Source organism: Nonomuraea sp. NPDC003707 (assembly GCF_053587055.1).
On sequence record NZ_JBSFNK010000006.1, the window covers coordinates 286855 to 306541 of the forward strand.

14 protein-coding genes are annotated in these 19687 nt (G+C 70.5%); 7 read left to right on the forward strand and 7 right to left on the reverse strand.

All coding sequences use genetic code 11. The features are described 5' to 3' along the window. Positions 1-87 precede the first annotated feature (87 nt). The 6 genes from ACWDRB_RS18225 to ACWDRB_RS18250 form a co-directional block, all read right to left on the reverse strand. A complete protein-coding gene (locus tag ACWDRB_RS18225) occupies positions 88-2478 on the reverse strand; it encodes a ComEC/Rec2 family competence protein (RefSeq protein ID WP_449895172.1) in 2391 nt (796 codons plus the stop codon). 856 nt (positions 2479-3334) lie between these two features. Then, positions 3335-3748: a helix-hairpin-helix domain-containing protein gene (locus tag ACWDRB_RS18230; protein WP_449895174.1), complete on the reverse strand. Its 414-nt coding sequence runs from the start codon at positions 3746-3748 to the stop codon at positions 3335-3337. Between the two features lie 1407 nt (positions 3749-5155). Beyond that, positions 5156-5968: a DegV family protein gene (locus tag ACWDRB_RS18235; RefSeq protein WP_449895177.1), complete on the reverse strand. Its 813-nt coding sequence runs from the start codon at positions 5966-5968 to the stop codon at positions 5156-5158. Positions 5969-5982: 14 nt separating this feature from the next. Beyond that, positions 5983-7191 carry an imidazolonepropionase gene (gene hutI, locus ACWDRB_RS18240; protein ID WP_350724877.1) on the reverse strand — a complete coding sequence of 403 codons (1209 nt, stop codon included), beginning with the start codon at positions 7189-7191 and terminating at the stop codon, positions 5983-5985. Between the two features lie 626 nt (positions 7192-7817). After that, on the reverse strand, positions 7818-9236 hold the full coding sequence (hflX, locus tag ACWDRB_RS18245) for a GTPase HflX (RefSeq protein ID WP_449895180.1): 1419 nt from the start codon (positions 9234-9236) through the stop codon (positions 7818-7820). An 84-nt stretch (positions 9237-9320) separates the two neighbouring features. Continuing rightward, positions 9321-10013, reverse strand: a complete 693-nt coding sequence (locus tag ACWDRB_RS18250; RefSeq protein ID WP_449895182.1) for a DUF4097 family beta strand repeat-containing protein — start codon at positions 10011-10013, stop codon at positions 9321-9323. Positions 10014-10166: 153 nt separating this feature from the next. On the opposite strand from ACWDRB_RS18250, the gene aceB reads away from it, so the two are divergent. Genes aceB through ACWDRB_RS18285 form a run of 7 tightly spaced genes read left to right on the forward strand, consistent with a single transcriptional unit; the run spans position 10167 to position 18528 of the window. Further along, a complete protein-coding gene (aceB, locus tag ACWDRB_RS18255; protein WP_449895184.1) occupies positions 10167-11744 on the forward strand; it encodes a malate synthase A in 1578 nt (525 codons plus the stop codon). A gap of 27 nt (positions 11745-11771) precedes the next feature. Then, positions 11772-13208: an FAD-linked oxidase C-terminal domain-containing protein gene (locus tag ACWDRB_RS18260; RefSeq protein ID WP_449895605.1), complete on the forward strand. Its 1437-nt coding sequence runs from the start codon at positions 11772-11774 to the stop codon at positions 13206-13208. Further along, positions 13208-14383, forward strand: coding sequence for an FAD-binding oxidoreductase (locus ACWDRB_RS18265; protein ID WP_449895187.1), 1176 nt, complete (start codon positions 13208-13210; stop codon positions 14381-14383). The genes ACWDRB_RS18260 and ACWDRB_RS18265 overlap by 1 nt, the downstream gene beginning before the upstream one ends. A 1-nt stretch (position 14384) precedes the next feature. Then, positions 14385-15587 (forward strand): (Fe-S)-binding protein, encoded by a 1203-nt coding sequence (locus ACWDRB_RS18270; RefSeq protein WP_449895189.1) that lies wholly within the window; start codon positions 14385-14387, stop codon positions 15585-15587. Next, the gene (locus ACWDRB_RS18275; protein WP_355201756.1) at positions 15584-16336 is read left to right on the forward strand and encodes an IclR family transcriptional regulator; all 753 of its coding nucleotides are present in this window, start codon (positions 15584-15586) and stop codon (positions 16334-16336) included. Before ACWDRB_RS18270 ends, ACWDRB_RS18275 begins: the two co-directional genes overlap by 4 nt. Positions 16337-16355: 19 nt before the next feature. After that, on the forward strand, positions 16356-16568 hold the full coding sequence (locus ACWDRB_RS18280) for a DUF2277 domain-containing protein (protein ID WP_350724864.1): 213 nt from the start codon (positions 16356-16358) through the stop codon (positions 16566-16568). 58 nt (positions 16569-16626) lie between these two features. Then, on the forward strand, positions 16627-18528 hold the full coding sequence (locus ACWDRB_RS18285; RefSeq protein ID WP_449895194.1) for a hypothetical protein: 1902 nt from the start codon (positions 16627-16629) through the stop codon (positions 18526-18528). Between the two features lies 1 nt (position 18529). On the opposite strand, the gene ACWDRB_RS18290 is transcribed toward ACWDRB_RS18285, so the two are convergent. After that, positions 18530-19516, reverse strand: a complete 987-nt coding sequence (locus ACWDRB_RS18290; RefSeq protein WP_350724860.1) for a helix-turn-helix transcriptional regulator — start codon at positions 19514-19516, stop codon at positions 18530-18532. Positions 19517-19687 lie beyond the last annotated feature (171 nt).

Genomic DNA, 19687 nt, shown 5'->3' on the forward strand with positions numbered 1-19687 from the left:
GTCCCCGCCACGGTGCCACGAGCTGGGGGCACGGGCTGAGAGGCACGGGGCGCAGGGCTACGGGCCGCGGGGCTACGGGCCGCGGGGCTACGGGCCGCGGGGAACCACTGCCATCCGCCCCTCCCGCTCCACGATGGCAAGGTCGCCGGACTGGTCGGTCCGGTAGACGCTGGCTCCCAGCCGACGCAGGATGGCAAGCGTGGACAAGGCGGGATGGCCGTAGTCGTTGTCGGCGCCCACGCTGATCAAGGCCGCCCGTGCGCCGACAGCCGACAAGAAGGCCGGGGACTGCCGGTTGGACCCATGGTGCGGGGTCTTGAGGATGTCGGCCCGTACCGCCGTCCGGCGCAACAGCTCATCCTGCGCCTCCGTCTCCAGATCACCGCTGAGCAGAACGGATCCGGACCGCCAGCGTACGTGGACGACCACGCTGGAGTTGTTGATCGCGCTACCCTCCCCGTGCCCGCTCATCTCGCCCAAGGTGGGATCAGGACCCAGCACGGTCAGCTCTGACGGGCCGAAGCGCCACCGAGTTCCGGGTGAGGCCGTCCATTCCGGTATCCCACGGCGTGCCAGCGCGGCCGAGAGATGCGCGATGGCTCGCGCGTTCGTGGGCTGCGGGCTGACGACCACGGCGCCGACGCGCCGGTCGCGGAGTACGCCGGGGAGGCCGTTCACATGGTCGGCGTGCGGATGGGTGAGGATCAGGAGGGGTACGTCGTCGACGCCGATCCTGCGCAGGCACCGATCCATGACGATCGGATCAGGCCCGGTGTCGACCACGATCCCTCTTCCCGGTCCCGCCGCCACGACGAGCCCGTCCCCCTGCCCAACGTCACACATCACCATCAACCACCCCTTGGGCGGCCAGGAGCCGACGATGGGCCGGATCACCAGTACGGCGGCCAAGACCGCCCCGGCCACGGTCACCGCCACGGCCCTCCACGCCCTGCGCCGCAGGATCGGCACGGCGATCGCCACCGCGAGCAGCAGTAACCCCAATCCCGGGAGCCCGCCTGGCCACGGCACGGTGGCGAAAGGCAGGTTCACTGCCCAGCGGGCGACGATGATGATCCATCCGACTGCATAACCGGCCGGGACGACGAGAAGCTCCGCGCCGCCGGACCATACGGGCGCCACCAGGGCGGCGCCGAAACCGAGCAACGTCGCAGGGGCCACCGCTGGGGCGACGAGCAGGTTGGCGATCACGGCGACGGGCGTCAACTGCCCCGACATCAGCACCAGAATGGGCGTCACCGCCACCTGCGCGGCCACCGGCACGACAACCGCCTCAGCCATCCAGCGCGGCCACCGATACGGCACCCTGGAGCCGCCCCCAGTCGTCGACGGCAGAGCCCGCTCCGAGAGGAGATCAGGATTCGACTGCAGGCTGTTGTCTGGATGCAGGCTTCGGTCGGGGCACAGGCTGTGGTGCCGATGCAGGTCGGGGTCGGGGTCAGGGCCCACGATTCGGTCTGGGTGCAGACTTCCATCCGCATGCAGGCTGTGGTCCGGATGCAGGCTGTGGTTCGGGCGGGGGGCGTGTTGTCGCCGCAGATCTAGCTCATCCTGTGGATCACGATCAGGGTGCTTACTGTGTTTTGTGTTGTTCTGATTGTCGGTGTCGTCCTCGGTTTTTGGGGGTGACAGGCGGTCGCGCCAGCGTGGGGCGAGGATGAGGATTCCGGCCGTGGCTGCTACCGAGAGGGCGAAGCCGTACGAACGGGATAGTTCTGGGGCGAAAAGCACCAGGAGGAGGACCGTTGCCGACAGGGCCGCGAGGCCGTCCTTTGCTCGGCCTGTGCCCAGTGCAATGGCGGCGGCAAGGCCCATCAGGAGGGCGCGTAGAACGCTTGGCGAGGGGCGGGCGACCACGGCGAACGCGAGCATCGCGATGGCAGCGAATACAGCCCTCCCCGGGAGGGAGAGCCCGATGAGGCGGGAGAGGGCGAGGGCGGCGCCTGCCACGATTGCGAGGTTTGCTCCGCTCACTGCGTTCAAGTGGCTCAGGCCGGCCTCCTTGAGGTCGGACGACACTTGGGGATCCATGCGTGAGACGTCGCCGACGACCAAACCCGGCAGGAGGCCTTGCTGGTCGGCGGGGAGGGTGGCGGCGGCCGCCCGTAGGCCCGATCTGAGGCTGCCCGCGGCTGTTTGGAGCATGGACGGGGGTGTCAGGACTCGTGGCGGACCTTGCACCAGGAGGATGGCTGCGACGAGGTCGCCTGGGGTTGGCTTGGCCAGGCGGCCGGTCACTTCGACGTGCTGGCTGGGGAGCAAGGTGCTCCAGTCGTGTCCGTTGGCGAAGACGGTGATGGGGACGTTGACGGCCTGGCGGTTGCCGGCTGTTTGGATGATCTTCAGGGTGGCCGGGGTCACGTAGCTCTCCTGGTTGAAGTGACCGCTTCTGTTTTGTCTGCGCTTGGGGTCGTCCGTTAGGGCGATCTGGGCCTTGATAGAGGTGTTCTTCTTGGCCAAGTCGGCTGTTGGGCCGGTGGTCAGGGCGTGGACTCTGAGGGCGATCGACGCTGAGGCAGCGGCCGCGCAGATGAGGGTGGCAATGGTGATGTTGCGCCAGGAGGTGGGGGGAGGTGGTCGCCGTGCATCTCGTTTGGAGTGCGGGCTCCGATGCTGGTCGGTCTGGTCGGTCTGGTCGGAAGGGAGACAGGGTTCTCGCCACGTCCGCAGGGGTGGGGAGGGTGGATCCCATGCAGGGTGGTCGGTGTCGGTGGGTGGCTGTGAACGTCCAACCGTGGACCACGGATGCCGATTCGTGAGCTTGGCGAGCTTGCCGGCCAGACTCGTCAGCAAGCTCGGGGAGTGGGTGGGCCAGGGCCAGATGCGGCTGGTGCGGTGCTGGGCGGCCAAATCCTCGCCCCGGGTGGCTGGATCCCTGTGTTGGGTGGTCCGGGTGGTGGGTGCTTGCTGGGATGAGAGGCGGGTGCGCCGCAGTATGGGTCGGGCGGGCCAGGCTACGGCTGCGGCGGCCAGGGCTGTGGACAGGGTGACGATCAGGGCTGTGCGGGCGGAGCAGCCGAGTAGGACCAAGGCACTTGCCCAGGCGGCCAGTGCGGGGAGGATGAGGGGCCAGGTGTGTTCACGCTGGGCAGTGTCGGGATCGGGGTGAGTGGCTCCCGTGTTCGTGCTGGCTCCGTCGGTAGGCCGGGCGCGGTCGGCAGGCCGGGCGCGGTCGGCAGGCCGGGCGCGGTCGGCAGGCCGGGCGCGGTCGGCAGGCCGGGCGCGGTCGGCAGGCCGGGCGCGGTCGAGTGGAGAGTTGGTGTTGTCTCGGCTTGGGGGTGTTGGGCGGGTGTCGTCGGTACGCGGGGTGGCCATGTCAGACGCGGACCTTTGGCTTGAGTTCGTCGTACTTTCGTGGGCCTATGCCGGTCACCTCGCGTAGTTGTTCGACGGTGGTGAAGCCGCCGTGGGTGTCTCGGAACTGGGCTATGCGGGCTGCCAGGACTTCGCCCACTCCTGGGAGTTGTTCGAGTTGGTCGGTTGTGGCGGAGTTGAGGTCGAGCACGGTGGTGGCCGGGTCTGTGATGGGTGAGGCTTGGGTTGCCTGGCCTGCGGGGGTGCCTACGACTATCTGCTCGCCGTCGATCAGGCGTCTGGCGAGGTTGAGTGCGCCTGTGGAGGCGCCGCGGGACACTCCTCCGGCTGCTGCCACCGCGTCCGTGACTCGGGCGCCTGCGGGGAGTAGGTAGACGCCCGGTTTGCGGATCTTGCCGGTGACGTGGACGGTCACCTTGGCCACGGCGGTCGGGGACGGCGACCTTGGTGGGTGTGAGATCGGGGTGGGAGGCGGCAACGGCTCCGGTGAAGGCTGGGAGCGCCAGAGAAAAAACGCTGCTACGGCTGCGGCGAGGGCTCCCAAGGCCAGCAGGACTCGGAGGCCGGGCTTGCCTGGGTCGAGGGCTGGGGCTTGGGAGGTGAGGGCTGCGCGGAATGCCTGGAAGGTGGGTGGTACGGGGGCGGGTCCGCGCTTTTGGTCGGGTGGTGGTGATGCGTTTGATCGTTGGTTGGGGATTTGGTGGGATGCGCGTGAGGTGATGGCATCACCATGGTCATGTCCCTCTGGAGGCGTTCTTGCGGGAGTGTCGTTCCAGCGGTTTTCCTCGCCTGATGCTGCGGGTTCAGGGACTTCCCAGCGGCTTCCCTGGCGCAGGGTGGTGAGGGCGGCATCGTCCCAAGCTTCTCCCTCACGGGGCTCGGTTGAAGGCTGTCCGGGTTGGTGTGCTGAGGCGTGGTTCCGCGCCTGGGCCCCGGCCGTTGGCTCGGTCATGGCGCCAGTGAGCCGACCGAGAGAGCGGCGGGAGCGGCGGGTCGGCGCGGTGATCGACCGAAGCCGGGACTCGGCTATGGTCCGCTCCGCCGTGGGGTCGGGGGTTCGCACGGCTGAGAACGTAGATCCTCAGCGGTTCTCGGGGAGGTCCCGAACCGTGTTCTGGGGATGGGGTGGGTGATGAGCGAAGGGGGTGTGGACAACCAGGTCGGCGTGATCAAGGTGAGCGTGCACGTAAGAAAGTTGAGGATCCCGCTCAGGAGGATGTGGGCAGGGCGTGGGGGCTGAAGGACTGCGCAAGAGGCAGAAGGGGCATGCTGAGCGTCGCAGGGCTGGGGGCTGTTGCGCTGGGGGTCGCCGAGTTGGAGGGGCACGCTCGGCCGCCTCAGGGCCGAACGGCTCTGCCGGGCATCGCCGGGCTGGGAAGCTGTAGGACTGCCCGTCGCCGGGCAGGAGGCGCACGCTCGGCTGCCTCAGGGCCGAACGGCTCTTCAAGGCGTCGCAGGGCTGAAGGTGCCGGGCGTTGCTGGGGTGAGGGCCATGCTGGGCATCGCAGGCTGAGGGCCATGCTCGGCGTCGAAAGGCCGAGGAGCCTGCTGGTCGTCAGGACCGAAGAGCCATGCCGGGCCACAGAGTAAAGGGTCCTGCTGGGCCTCGGAGAGTTAAGGGGCCTGCTGGGCATCTGATGGCTGAGGGTGCTGCTGGGCCGCTGAAGGCCGAGGGCGCTGCTCAGGGATGCAGGCCTGAGAGGTCTGGTGGATGGCGCAGGACTGACGGTTCTGCTGGGCTTCAAGGGGTGAGGGGGCTGCAGGGTGACTGGGGGTATCGGTCCCTCAGGCAAAGTGGTGTGCGTGCGGCCTCGGCAAAGGGTCAGGGGGTGCCGGATGTGACCGTGAGGCCCAGCATGCCGGGCCCCACGTGGACGCCGATCACCGCCCCCACCTCCACCACCCGCAGCTCCACCAGCCCGGCCAGCCGCTTCGGCAGGCGTTCTGCCAGAGCCTCGGCGCGGTCGCTCGCCCCCAGGTGCTGTACGGCCACCTCCACGGGCCCCTCGCCCGCAGCGTGGACGGCGAGGTCCTCCAGGCGGGCGATGGCGCGGGAGGATGTGCGGACCTTTTCCAGGAGCGAGATGCGGCCGTCCACGATGTGGAGCAGTGGCTTGATCATGAGGGCCGAGCCGACGAGGGAGGCGGCGGTGCCGATGCGGCCGCTGCGTCGTAAGGCGTCGAGGGTGTCCACGTAGAAGAACGTCCGCGTGGTCTCCATGCAGCGGCGGGCCGCCGCCGTCACCGTCTCCAGGGCGGCTCCGCGAGCGGCGGCGCGGGCGGCGGACAGGACCGGGTAGCCGAGGCCCATGGCGATCGAGCGGCTGTCGATCACTTCCACGGGCACGGGCGCATCGGACGCGGCCGCCTGGGCGGAATCGGCGATGCCGGACATATCGCGGGAAACGTGGATCGAGATGATTCCTGTCGCGCCCGCGGCCGCCAGGGAGGCGTAGCAGGAGGCGAAGCTCTCCGGGGCGGGGCGGGAGGTGGTGGCCGTGGTGAGGTCGCCGGTGAACAGCGGCTCGTCGTACGAGACCCCGCCGGCGATCACCTGGACGGGGACGACCGTGACACCGGGCACGGCAGGCAGGTAGGCGGTCGAGTCGGTGACCACAGCGACCGAGGGCGGCATAACCCCGAGCGTAACTACTGGACCGGCGTCCCACCCCGCCACACGCGGCGCGGCTTGAGACCGAAGGACCAGGCGAAGGCGCCCTCGTGGTCGGCGTCCCACTGCACGATGTCGGCCAGCCGGCCCGGCGCCAGGACGCCGCGGTCGGGAGCGCCCAGGACGGTGGCGCCGCCGAGGGTGGCCGCGCGCAGGGCGTCGTTGACGCTCATCCCGAACGCCGACACCGCCATGGCGATGACCAGGGACATCGAGGTGATGCCGCAGAAGCCGGGGTTGTGGTCGCTGCCGAGGGCGATCTGGACGCCGTGCTTGATCATCTGACGGACCGGCGGGAGATGGCCGCGCTGCAGGGCCGTGGCCGGGCAGACGACGGCGGGCACGCCGTAGCGGGACATGATCGCGATGTCCTCGTCCGACATGTGGTGCAGCCCGTCGGCGGAGGCGCAGCCGAGCTCGGCGGCCAGCTGGACGGCGCCGCGGCGGCTGAAGATGCCGGCGTGGATGCGCGGCAGGAGCCCGACGTTGCGGCCCGAGGCCAGCACCCAGCGGGACTCCTCGGTGGTGAAGTGGCCCTCGTCGCAGTAGACGTCGACACTGTCGGCGCCCGCCGCCGCGGCGTCGGCGCACCAGGCGCCCACGGCCTCGACGTATTCGCGCTGACGGCCGAAGTATTCGGGTGGCACCACGTGCGCCGCCAGGAAGGTGACGTGCACCCGCGGCATCATCGGCTCCTTCTCCAGCTCGCGCAGGAGCCGCACGTCGGCCAGCTCGCCGTCGCGGGTGAGGTGGTAGCCGGTCTTGGCCTCGACCGTGGTGGTGCCGCTGAGCAGCCAGCCCCGCAGCCGCTCGCGCACGCCGTTGCACAGGGTCCACGGGTCGGTGCCGCGGGTCACGGTGACCGTGGAGCCCACGCCGCCGCCCGCCGCGGTGATCGAGGCGGCGCTGGAGCCGCCGGTGCGGATGGCCAGCTCGGCGTAGCGGTTGCCGGCGTAGACGGGGTGGGTGTGGGCGTCGATGAGACCGGGCGTGACGAGCGCGCCGCCGAGGTTTTCGACGTGGTCGACGTCGACGATGTCGTCGACGACTCCGGGGACGCTCTGCGGGAGGTCTGGCGCGCGCCCGACCCACGCGATGCGGTCGTTGTGCACGAGGATGGCGGCGTTGCTGAGGACCTCGTTACCGGTCCACAGGCGGCCGATGTTGGTCAGCAGTCGAACGGTCACCGCATCACCGCCCTGCGTGAGCCCCCGCCCGCGCACCGGCATGGGCGCAGCGCACAGCTCAGGGGCTGTGCCGCGCCCACTGAGTCCGCTCCGGGTCCGGACGACATGGGGGGTCTCCTGCTCTCATCCGCATCGAGTTGTGCGGTGACCGTATCGCCAGAGTCATGATCCGGCGATTTCAGTTCAGTTACGTTATTTCACAGCTGGGCTTGCTGTACAGGGTTATTCGGAAGAAAGACCACTGATCCCAACCGTCACCCAGCCCCACCTCGTCCCCAAGGCCCCCGTTGACGACTTTGATCACAAGAGTCATCATCCGAAACCTAGACCCAACCCTAGAAACCCGACCGCGTAAGGGGTCTGGCCGATTCTAGCAATCCCAGGGTTCGGGGACCACTGCCGCTTTTGGGTAGCCATGAGCGCTTTGCGGCGAGGGCCACCCCACAACGTAACGTTCGCCGCCGACGTTCCAGCCTGCCACACGCCGCCGTCGCGCCCGACCGGTGTCATCGTTCGCCGACTGTCACGGCAGTCCCGCCCGGACGTGCTCGGCCGGGCGACCCCACCGTACCGCTTGTGTGGGAGTCGCCCGGCCGCAACGACGGAACCGGGGGGTGACCGGAGGGTTAGAAGACCCGCTCCACGGGCTTGCCGACCCGCTCGAGCTCCTGCCACAGGCTGGGCAGCACCCGGGCGTGCAGGATCGTGCCGTCCTCCACGTGCTCCACGGAGAGCACCTCGCCCTCCTTGTGGGCCCGGGAGATCAGGTCTCCCCTGTTGTACGGCACCAGCAGCTGGATCTCGTGGTCCAGCCGGGGCAGCTCCCGCTCGATGACCGCCATCAGCTCGGGAATGCCACGGCCGGTCCGCGCCGACACCACGACGCAGTCGCGCTCGCGCCGCATGATCCGGTCGATCACGTCCTGCTCGGCCGCGTCGGCCTTGTTGATCACGACGATCTCGCGGATCTCGGAGGCGCCATCGATGTCGGCGAGCACCTCGCGCACGGCGGCCAGCTGGCCCTCGGGGTCGGGGTGCGAGCCGTCCACCACGTGCAGGATCAGGTCGGCCTCGGCGACCTCCTCCAGCGTCGAACGGAACGCCTCGACGAGCTGGTGCGGCAGGTGCCGCACGAAGCCCACGGTGTCGGCGATCGTGAAGAGCCGGCCTTCGGCCGTGCGCGCCCGGCGTACGGTCGGGTCGAGGGTGGCGAACAGCGCGTCCTCCACCAGCACCCCGGCTCCCGTGACGCGGTTGAGCAGCGAGGACTTACCCGCGTTGGTGTAGCCGGCGATGGCCACGGCGGGGACCTCGCGCCGCTGGCGCTGGTAGCGCATGGTGTCGCGCGAGGTGGACATGCCGCTGATCTGGCGGCGCAGCTTGGCCATGCGCTCGCGGATGCGGCGCCGGTCGAGCTCGATCTTGGTCTCACCGGGGCCACGGCCGCCGATGCCGACGCCGCCCGCGGCGCGACCGCCGACCTGCCTGGACAGGTTGCCACCCCAGCCGCGCAGGCGGGGCAGCAGGTATTGGAGCTGTGCCAGCTCGACCTGGGCCTTGCCCTCGCGGCTCTTGGCGTGCTGGGCGAAGATGTCGAGGATCAGCGCGGTGCGGTCGATGACCTTGACCTTGACCGTCTCCTCGAGCTGGCGGAGCTGGCCGGGGGTCAGCTCGCCGTCGCAGATCACGGTGTCGGCGCCGGTCGACTCGACCACGTCGCGCAGCTCGAGCGCCTTGCCCGAGCCGATGTAGGTGGCCGGATCCGGCTTCTGGCGGCGCTGGATGAGGCCGTCGAGCACCTGCGACCCAGCCGTCTCGGCCAGGAGCTTGAGCTCCAGCAGGGAGTTTTCCGCATCGTCCACTGTGCCTGACGTCCAGACGCCGACGAGGACGACCCGCTCCAGCCGCAGCTGCCGGTACTCGACCTCGGAGACATCCTGGAGTTCGGTGGAGAGGCCCGCCACGCGGCGCAGCGCCTGGCGCTCCTCGAGGTCCATGTCGCCGGTCTCGAACTCGTCGAGGTCGAGCGCGGTGTAATCGTGCATTCGTGTCATCTCTATTAGGGAACGTCTGGACACCTCGGTGTCTTCCCACGATGGTGGCACGACACCCCCGCCACAATCACCCCCTTATCCGGCAGCCACCGTGACGTCGCCGGATCCGGCCTTGAGCGAGATCTTGTTGGGAGAGGAGCTGTCCTTCTTGACCGAGACGTTCGCGTCGCCGGACCCCACCTGGGTCTTCACGTCGTAGGCCCCGTCGGGCACGCGGAGCACGATGTCCCCGGAGCCGGCCTGCAGATCGGCGCTGCCGGGCACGGCGGTGTACTTGAGCTCGATGTTCCCGGACCCCGCCTCCGCGACGACCTTCTTGCCCGCCAGCTCCGCGGCGTCGAGGTCGCCGGAGCCGACGTGTACGCCGAGCTCCCCGGTCAGGCCCCTGAGCGTGATGTTGCCCGAGCCGTTGTCCAGGTCGACGGTCAGCCCTTTGGGGATCTCGATCTTGTAGTCGACGCTGCAGCTGCCCAGGCTCGACGGGCAGTCGTACGAGATGCGCAGCGCGTCGCCCTCGACGCTGTGCTCCGGCTTCGGCTTGTCGTCGCCGCGCCAGCGCAGCGTCTCGGTGACGCGTACGGCGCTGCCGCCGGTCTCGGTCACCTCGGTATCGCCCGCGCCACTCTTGACCTGCAGCCTGACGACCTTGTCCGTCACCTCGTACGACGCGGTCTCCTCGCTGCTCGGGCCGGCGATGCTCGCCATCCCGCACCCCGTCAACATCAGCGCGGAGGCCAGCAGCCCGCCCGCGATCGCGATGGTCTTCATGCCCCCAATCCTGTCCGGGAAGAACCCCGGCCACATCGGGGATGCCCCCGACGACTCCCCGAAGGAACCCCAACCTTTGACCCGGGACTACCAGGGGAGTAATTTCACTTCCACAATCCAGAAGTCGTTTTCCACGAAGCGGAAAGGCACCCCATGGAGATCACCGGCCCGATGCTCGACCGGTTCGACGAGATCCTCACTCCTGAGGCGCTCGATTTCGTGGCGACTCTCCAGCGGGAGTTCGGCGCCAGGCGGCTGGAGCTGCTGGCGGCCCGTCAGGCGCGGCAGGCGGAGCTGTCCGCGGGCGGCCTGCTCGACTTCCTGCCGGAGACGAAGCAGGTCAGGGAGGCCGACTGGCAGGTCGCGCCGCCCGCGCCCGGTCTGGAGGACCGCCGGGTGGAGATCACCGGCCCGGTCGACAAGAAGATGACCATCAACGCGCTCAACTCCGGCGCCAAGGTCTGGCTGGCCGATTTCGAGGACGCCAACTCACCGCTCTGGGAGAACTGCGTGAGCGGCCACCTCAACCTGCGCGACGCGCTCGACCGCGCGATCGACTTCGAGACCGGCGGCAAGTCGTACGCGCTCAGGCCCGACGACGAGCTGGCCACGGTCGTCGTGCGCCCGCGCGGCTGGCACCTGGACGAGAAGCACGCCCAGGTGGACGGGCAGCCGGTCTCGGGCTCGCTGTTCGACTTCGGGCTCTACTTCTTCCACTGCGCCCAGCGGCAGATCGACAAGGGCAAGGGCCCGTACTTCTACCTGCCCAAGATGGAGTCCCACCTGGAGGCGCGGCTCTGGAACGACGTGTTCACCAGGGCTCAGGAGCTCCTCGGCATCCCGCACGGCACGATCAGGGCGACCGTCCTCATCGAGACCTACCCGGCCGCGTTCGAGATGGAGGAGATCCTGTACGAGCTCCGCGACCACTCGGCGGGCCTCAACGCGGGCCGCTGGGACTACCTGTTCAGCGTGATCAAGAAGTTCCGGACCCGGGGCCGCGAGTTCCTGCTGCCTGAGCGGAACGCGGTCACGATGACGGCCCCGTTCATGCGCGCGTACACCGAGCTGCTGGTGCGCACCTGCCACAAGCGCGGCGCGCACGCCATCGGCGGGATGGCGGCCTTCATCCCCTCGCGGCGCGACCCCGAGGTGAACGCCGTGGCGCTGGAGAAGGTGCGGGCGGACAAGACGCGCGAGTCGGGCGACGGCTTCGACGGCTCGTGGGTGGCGCACCCCGACCTGGTGCCGGTGTGCCGTGAGGTGTTCGACGGCGTGCTGGGGTCGCGGCCCAACCAGCTCGACCGGCTGCGCGAGGACGTCAACGTGACCGCGGCCGAGCTGCTGGCCGTCTCCGAGACCCCGGGCGAGATCACCGAGACCGGGCTGCGCAACAACGTGGACGTGGCGCTGCGCTACCTCGCCGCCTGGATGGGCGGCCTGGGCGCGGTGGCGATCCACAACCTCATGGAGGACGCCGCCACCGCCGAGATCTCGCGCTCGCAGATCTGGCAGTGGATCCACAACGACATCACGCTCGCCGACACGGGCGCCCAGGTGACGAAGGAACTGGTCGAGCAGATCATCGCGGAGGAGCTCGCCAGGATCGCCGAGGAGCCCGGCCACGACGACAAGCTGTACGGTCAGGCGACCGCGCTGTTCAAGCAGGTGGCGCTGGACGACGACTTCGCCGAGTTCCTGACGCTTCCCGCCTATGCTCAAATGCCGTAGAACTAGGAAAAAGAGGGGGATCGGGTGCTGGAAACGCTGACAGCGGCCCTGCGCTCGCTGCTGCCCCATGACTCGGTGATCACCGATCCGGTACGCCTGCGCACGTACGAGTGCGACGGCCTCACCTACCACCGGGCGACCCCCGGCGTGGTCGTGCTGCCCGACACGGCCGAGCAGGTCGCCCGCGTGGTACGCGTGTGCAACGACTTCGGCGTGCCCTTCGTGGCCAGGGGCTCGGGCACCGGCCTGTCGGGGGGCGCGCTCCCCCGCGAGGACGGCGTGCTCATCGTCACCTCCAAGATGCGCGGGATCCTGGAGATCGACCTGGACAACCGCCGGGCGGTCGTCGAGCCCGGCGTCACCAACCTGGCCATCACCGAGGCCGTGCGCGACCGGGGCTACTACTACGCGCCCGATCCCTCCAGCCAGCAGGTCTGCTCCATCGGCGGCAACGTCGCCGAGAACTCCGGCGGCGCCCACTGCCTCAAGTACGGCTTCACGGTCAACCACGTCGAGGCCTGCGAGATCGTCACCCCCGACGGCGACCTGGTCACGCTCGACCGCATGGACCCCGGCTACGACCTGCTGGGCGCGTTCATCGGCTCCGAGGGCACGCTGGGCATCGCCACCAAGATCACGGTACGCCTCAGCCGCGCGCCGGAGGCCGTGACCACGGTGCTGGCCGCGTTCGAGAGCATCGAGCAGGGCGGCCAGGCCGTCTCGGCGATCATCGGCGCGGGCATCGTGCCCGCCGCGATCGAGATGATGGACGCGCTGGCCATCGAGGCGGCCGAGGCTGCCGTCGCCTGCCGCTACCCCGACGGCGCGGGCGCCGTGCTGATCGTGGAGCTGGACGGCCCGCGGGCGGAGGTGGACGAGCAGTTCGCCCGGCTCACGGAGATCTGCTCGGGCGCCTTCGAGCTGCGGGTGGCCGCCGGCCCGGACGAGCGGGCGGCGATCTGGAAGGGCCGCAAGTCGGCGTTCGCCGCCGTCGGGCGCATCAGCCCGGCCTACATCGTGCAGGACGGCGTGGTGCCGCGTACGTCCCTGCCCGGTGTGCTGGCGGCCATCGACCGGCTCTCGCACGAGCACGGCATCAGGGTCGCGAACGTCTTCCACGCGGGGGACGGCAACCTGCACCCGCTCGTGCTGTTCGACGACGCGGAGCCGGGGGCCGGCGAGCGGGCCGAGGTGGTCTCCGGGGCGATCCTCGACCTGTGCATCGAGCACGGCGGCTCGATCACGGGCGAGCACGGAGTCGGGGTGGATAAATCCCGCTATATGCCGAAGATGTTCAGCGCGGACGACCTGGACACCATGCAACTCGTCCGGTGCGCGTTCGACCCTCGTGGCCTGTCGAACCCGGGCAAGGTGTTCCCCACCCCGCGCCTGTGCGGCGAGGTGCCGGGAGTGCGCAAAGGCGTGCACCCGCTGGTGGAGTCGGGGAAGGCGGAGCAGTTCTGATGCTGGCCGACACGGGGGTGACCATCAGGCAGGCGGACGCCGACGACGCCGTCAACGGCGTGCTGCCCCGCTGGGTCGCCCTGCCCGAGACGGTCGAGGAGATCTCGGCCGTGCTGCGGGCCTGCGCCGAGCAGGACCTGGCGGCGGTGCCCGCGGGCGGCGGTACGAAGCTGCACTGGGGCGCACCGCCCGAGCGCTGCGACGTGCTCATCGACCTGTGCTGCATGAACTCCCTCATCGAGCACGCCGCCGGCGACCTCGTCGTGCGCGCGCAGGCCGGGCTGACCATGGACGCGCTGGCCGCCGCGCTCGCCGAGCAGGGCCAGGAGCTGGCGCTCGACCCGCCGTTCAGGGAGCACACCACGGTCGGCGGCACGCTCGCCACCGCGACGGCGGGCCCGCGCGCCTTCCGGTACGGCACCGCCCGCGACCTGCTCATCGGCATCACGGTCGTGCTGCCCGACGGGACCGTCGCCAGGTCCGGCGGCCGGGTGGTCAAGAACGTCGCGGGCTACGACCTCGGCAAGCTCTTCACGGGCTCGCAGGGCACGCTCGGCGTGATCGCGGAGGCCACGTTCCGGCTGCACCCGCTGCCCGTGGAGCGGCGCTGGCTCGTGGCGGCCACCGAACCTGCCGACGACGTGCTGCTCCGCCTGACCTCCTCCCAGGCCGAGCCGTCCGCCGTGGAGATCGACTGCCCGGACGGCAAGGAGGCGACGGTCGCGGTGCTCGTGGAGGGCTCGGCGGCCGAGCAGCGCGCGCTGGCGCTGCGCGAGGTGCTGGGCGAGGGCACGGTCACGGCCGAGGCGCCGGAGTGGTGGGGGCTGATCCTCAGGGACGACGTGCTGCTGGAGGTCCGCTTCCCGCCCGCGCGCGCGGCCGGGGCGCTGGCCGCCGCCGGGGAGGCCGGGTTCGCCTTCCGTGGGTCGGCCGCGGCGGGGCGGGCGTACCTGGAGCTCTGGGACGAGGTCTCGGAGGAGGAACTGGCGGCGGCCGTCTCCCTGCTGCGGGGGCGGATCGAGGCGCTGGGCGGGCGGCTGAACGTGCTGGCCACGCCGTACGAGGGCGTCGACAGGTGGGGGCAGGTGAGCGGGCTGCCGTTGATGCGGCGGGTCAAGGAACGGTTCGACCCCGGGCGCAGGATGTCTCCCGGCCGGTTCTTGGGAGGCATTTGACATGGACCCGGAGCTGATCAACGACTGCGTGCACTGCGGGTTCTGCCTCCCCACGTGCCCGACGTACGTGCTGTGGGGCGAGGAGATGGACTCGCCGCGCGGACGCATCCACCTGATGAAGCAGCACGTCGAGGGCACCCCGGTCACCCCGGAGATGGCCGGGCACTTCGACGCCTGCCTCGGGTGCATGGCGTGCGTCACGGCCTGCCCGTCCGGGGTCCGGTACGACCGCCTGATCGAGCAGACCAGGGCCGAGGTGGAGCGCACGCACGTGCGGGACCCGCAGGAGCGGGCCGTGCGCGGGATCGTGTTCAGCCTGTTCCCCTATCCGCGCAGGCTGCGGCTGCTGCGGCCGGGGATATGGCTGGCCGAGCGCCTGGCGCCGTTCCTCGCCAGGGCCGATCCGAGCCTCGGCGCCATGGCCGCGCTCGCGCCGCGCGTCGAGCACCGGCAGCGGATGCCGCGCGTCGTCAGGGCCAGGGGCGAGCGCCGGGCCGTGGTGGGCATGCTCACCGGATGCGTGCAGGGCGAGTTCTTCCCCCAGGTGAACGCGGCCACCGCCCGGGTGCTCTCCCTGGAGGGCTGCGACGTGGTCATCCCGCGCGGTCAGGGCTGCTGCGGGGCGCTCAGCGTGCACTCCGGGCGCGAGGACCAGGCCAGGCGGCTGGCGCGCCGCACGGTCAGGACGTTCGAGAGGGCCGGGGTGGACACCGTCGTGGTGAACGCGGCCGGCTGCGGCTCGTCGATGAAGGAGTACGGCGAGCTGCTCGGGCGCGAGCCGGGATTCAGGGTGGTCGATCTGTCGGAGTACCTCGCCGAGCTGGGGCCCGTGGCCAAGCGGCACCCGCTGCCGCTCACCGTCGCCTACCACGACGCCTGCCACCTGGCCCACGCCCAGGGCGTGCGCGCCCAGCCGCGCGAGCTGCTGAGCGGCATCCCCGACCTGGTGGTCCGCGAGATCCCCGAGTCGGCCATCTGCTGCGGGTCGGCGGGCACGTACAACATCTTCCAGCCGGAAGCCGCCCGCAACCTCGGCGACAGGAAGGCCGGCGCGGTCGCCACGACCGGCGCCGAGCTGCTGGTCTCGGCCAACCCCGGCTGCACGATGCAGATCGCCGCGGCCATGCGGCGCGCCGGCTCGGACATCAGGGTGGCCCACACGGCCGAGGTGCTCGACGCTTCGCTGCGCGGGGTCACCCTATGAGTGTCCAGTCGGTGGAGCGGGCGCTGGACGTGCTGGAGGCGCTGGCCGAGCACGGAGGTGAGGCGGGCCTGTCGGAGATCGCCGCCAGGACCGGCCTGCCGTACGGGACCATCCACCGGCTGCTGCGCACCCTGCTCGCCCGCGGCTACGTGCGCCAGGAATCCGACAAGAGGTACGCCCTGGGCGGCGGCCTCGTGCGGCTGGGCGGCATCGCCGAGAGCATGGTGGGCGTGTGGGCGCAGCCGTACCTGACCAAGATGGTCGAGCTGTCCGGCGAGACCGCCAACCTGGCCGTGCTCGAAGGCGACTTCGTCGTCTACGTGGCGCAGGTGCCCTCGCCGCGCAGGCTGCGGATGTTCGCCGAGGTGGGCCGGCGGGTGCTGCCGCACAGCACGGCCGTGGGCAAGGCGCTGCTCGCCGGGCGGCCCGCGGCCGAGGCGGTGGCCGTCTTCGAGCGCACCGGCATGCCCCGCCGCACCCCCAACACGATCACCGACCTGACGGCCATGCTGGCCGAGCTCGAGCTCGTCAGGGCGCAGGGTCACGCCATGGACCTGGGCGAGGAGGAGCTTGGCGTGCACTGCCTGGCCGTGCCCGTGTGGGACGGCGAGCGGGTGGTGGCCGCGATGTCGGTCTCCGGGCCCGCCGAGCGGATCGACGCGATCGACCGCGACGACCTGGCCGAGGGCATGCGCAAGATCGCGCTCGACTTCGGCAACGAGCTCGGCCCGGCGGTCGACGCACGCTGAACGAAGTTACGGTTAGGGCATGTGTAGAAGCATCAAAACCCTGCGCCCCCCGTTCACCGAGAGCGTCACCGAGGAGGACGTGCGGGCGGCGGCGTTGCAGTACGTCAGGAAGATCTCCGGCTTCCGCGCGCCCGCCGCGCACAACGCCGAGGCGTTCGAGCGGGCGGTGGAGACGATCACCAAGGCGTCGGAGGAGTTGCTCGGGGCTCTCCAAGTTCGCGGATCGCGTTGACAGGCACCCGCGGTCGGTGAAGTGTTCCCTCGTGTAGGCCCCGAGCGAGGGAGCGCCCATGATCAGCGGGCTGTACCAGGGACAGGACGGCGACTCGCAGCTGGCACTCCGGGTCGATGTCGACGGGGCCAGGCCCACCGGGCGGGTGAGCGGCGACCTGTTCACCGTGGCGGGCGCGACGACCTCCTACGCGGGCTCGTTCGTGGTCAACGCGCCCACCGTGCAGGAGTCCCGGATCCAGGGGCGCGGGGTCTTCACGTTCGACACTCCGGTGAAGGACGTGAGCGTCACGATCGCCGACGGGTCGGGCACGGCCGAGGTCGCGGGGCGCACGTACCAGGTGGCCTTCGCCTCTCCGTACTTCCGCAGCGTGCTGCTGGAGCAGGACTCCGTGATCGGGACCGTGCCGTTCGTGTCGTACCAGACCGGCACGCTGCCGGGGCCGGGCGGCTCGCCGGCCAGGGAGCTGAGCGTGCCGGCGGCGTACGCGGAGGCGGGCATCGAGCTGACCTTCGCCCAGCCGAGGGTGATCCCGGTGGACGGGTCGGGCGCGGACCTGGCGTGGGACGACGCCGAGCTGCATCACGCGATGACGCAGCAGTTCAGCGGGTTCGGCGACGCGCCGGCCTGGCGCGTGTGGCTGCTGGTGGCCAGCAAGCACGTGGGCGGCTACCGGGGGATCATGTTCGACTACAACGACGCGCACCAGCGGCAGGGGTCCGCGGTGTTCTACGACGTGATCAAGGGGACCACGCCGCAGGCGCAGCGGGCGCAGCTGCGTACGTACGTGCATGAGCTCGGGCACGCCTTCAACCTGCTGCACTCCTGGCAGAAGAACCTCGGCACCCCGCCCCAGCCGCTGGGCCCCGACGGCGGCTTCGGCGATCTGTCGTGGATGAACTACGTGCAGAACTACCGCCCGGGCGGCGAGCCAGGTTACTGGGCGGCGTTCCCGTTCCACTTCACGGACCCGGAGCTGATCCACCTGCGCCACGGCTTCTACCGCGACGTGGCCATGGGCGCGAACGCGTTCGGGACCGGCGCCGCCGAGGTCGCGCCGTTCGAGCAGCCCGTCGAGGACCGCTCCGGGCTGCGGCTGGAGCTGCGCGCCAAGGAGTCGTTCGAGCTGGGCGAGCCCGTCGTGGTCGAGTTCAAGCTGTCCTGCGCCGGCGAGCCCCGCGTCACGCACGGCCATCTGCACCCCGACACCGAGTTCACCCAGGTGTCGATCACGCAGCCGGGCGGCAGGACCGTGCTGTACCGGCCGATGATGCGCCACTGCGTGGACGCCTCGCCGGAGATCCGGCTGGACGAGGGCAACCCGGCCATGTACCGCAGCGCGTACATCGGGCACGGCCGCGACGGGCACTACTTCCAACAGCCCGGCGAGTACCACGTGCGCGCCCAGTACATCGCCGCGGACGGCTCCCGCATCGTCTCCCCCGCGTGCCTGGTCAGGGTGCGCTTCCCGGTCAGCCGCGACGACCACCAGGTGGCCGAGCTGATGCTGGGCGAGGAGCAGGGGCAGCTGTTCTCGCTGCTCGGCTCCGACTCGCCCGCGCTACGCTCGGGCAACGAGGCCCTGGACGAGGTCATCGACCGGTACGGCGCCCACCCGCTGGCCGTCTACGCCCGCATGGTCAAGGGGCTGAACGCCGAGCGCGAGTTCAAGGCGGTGACGGCGGGCAAGCGGCTGCGCGTCCGGCCGCCGGATCCCAAGCAGGGCATCGAGCACCTCAGCCAGGTCGCCCGCGACGCGAGCATCGACAACATCACCCTCAACCTGGTGATGCGCCGCCTGGCCAGGGCCGAGGCGCGGCAGGGGGACCTGGACCGGGCGAACGCGGTGATGGACCAGATGGTCGCCACGTTCCAGGCCAAGGGGGTGAACCCCGTCGTCCTGGGGCAGATCCAGCGCCAGGCGGAGCTGACGAAGACAGCTCTGAGCGCGGAGGCCTAGATCATTCGAGCAGGCGGTGCTGGGCGGCGAGGAAGCCCGCGTGGAAGCGGGTCCTGGCATCCAGGCGCTCGCACAGCATCTGGACCCGGCGCTGCACCGTACGCGGGCTGAGCCCCAGCTGCCTGGCGATGGCGTCGTCCTTCATCCCGGCCGCCAGCAGCGCCAGCACCTCCGTGTCGGGCGTGCGCGGCCACACCTCGGGCTCCAGGCCGTCCGCGGCGGTCAGGCGGAGCGGCACGGCGGCCCGCCACAGCGTCTCGAACAGCCCCACCAACGCGTCCAGCAACGCGGACGGGTGCACCACGAGCGCGCTCTCCACGGCCTGGTCCTCGTCGGAGACCAGGGGCAGGATGGCCGTGCGGGCGTCGGCGATGGCCAGCTTGACCGGCACCTGCCCGAGCCTGGCCTGCTCGCCGTCGGCGATGGCCCGCCGCGTGTGAGCCAGCATGCCGGGGTGCTCGAACGCCTGCGGGCCGTAGATGCCGCGGATCGGCGCCCCCTGCCGGGCCGCCCGCCTGCGGTTCTCCCGGTCGTCGCTGACGTCCACCGCGTACGGCGGATGCACCAGCACGAGCATCTCCCGCGTGGCGTTGCGCTCCAGCTGGAGATAGCGGCGGGCCACGGCGTCGCGCCCGCTCACCACCTCCAGCACCTCCTCCGGGTGCGGCCCGTTGCGCTCGGCGACCTCGGTGGCCAGCAGCGCGGCGGCGGCCCTGCTGTGCGCGATCTCCTCCTGGCGGCGCGCGACGAGGATGTCGATGGCGACGTTCGGCGGAGTGGCGATCAGCCGCAGCGGCCGGCCGGCCACCCGGGAGATGAGGCCGAGGTCCTCCAGCCTGGGCAGCATGCGGCGGATGGCCGCGGCGGACGAGCCGGTCTCGGCGGCGAGCTGGCTCAGCGTCGCCGGTCCGTGCCTGAGCAGCGCGCGGTAGGCGGTCTCCTCGGCGACGGTGACGCCGAGTCCCTCCAGCAAGCGCCGCTGCGCCATGTCCCCTCTTTCCGACATGCCATGATCCACGTTCAGATTAAGGCAGCCTTGCCCGGAGGTGCACAGGGCCCTATCCACTGCAAAACGTTGAAGTGGCACCCTGGACGCGTGATAGGGCCTTTTATGGGCACTTGACCTAGACTTTACGAAGGTTCGGCGAAGTCTGGGGAG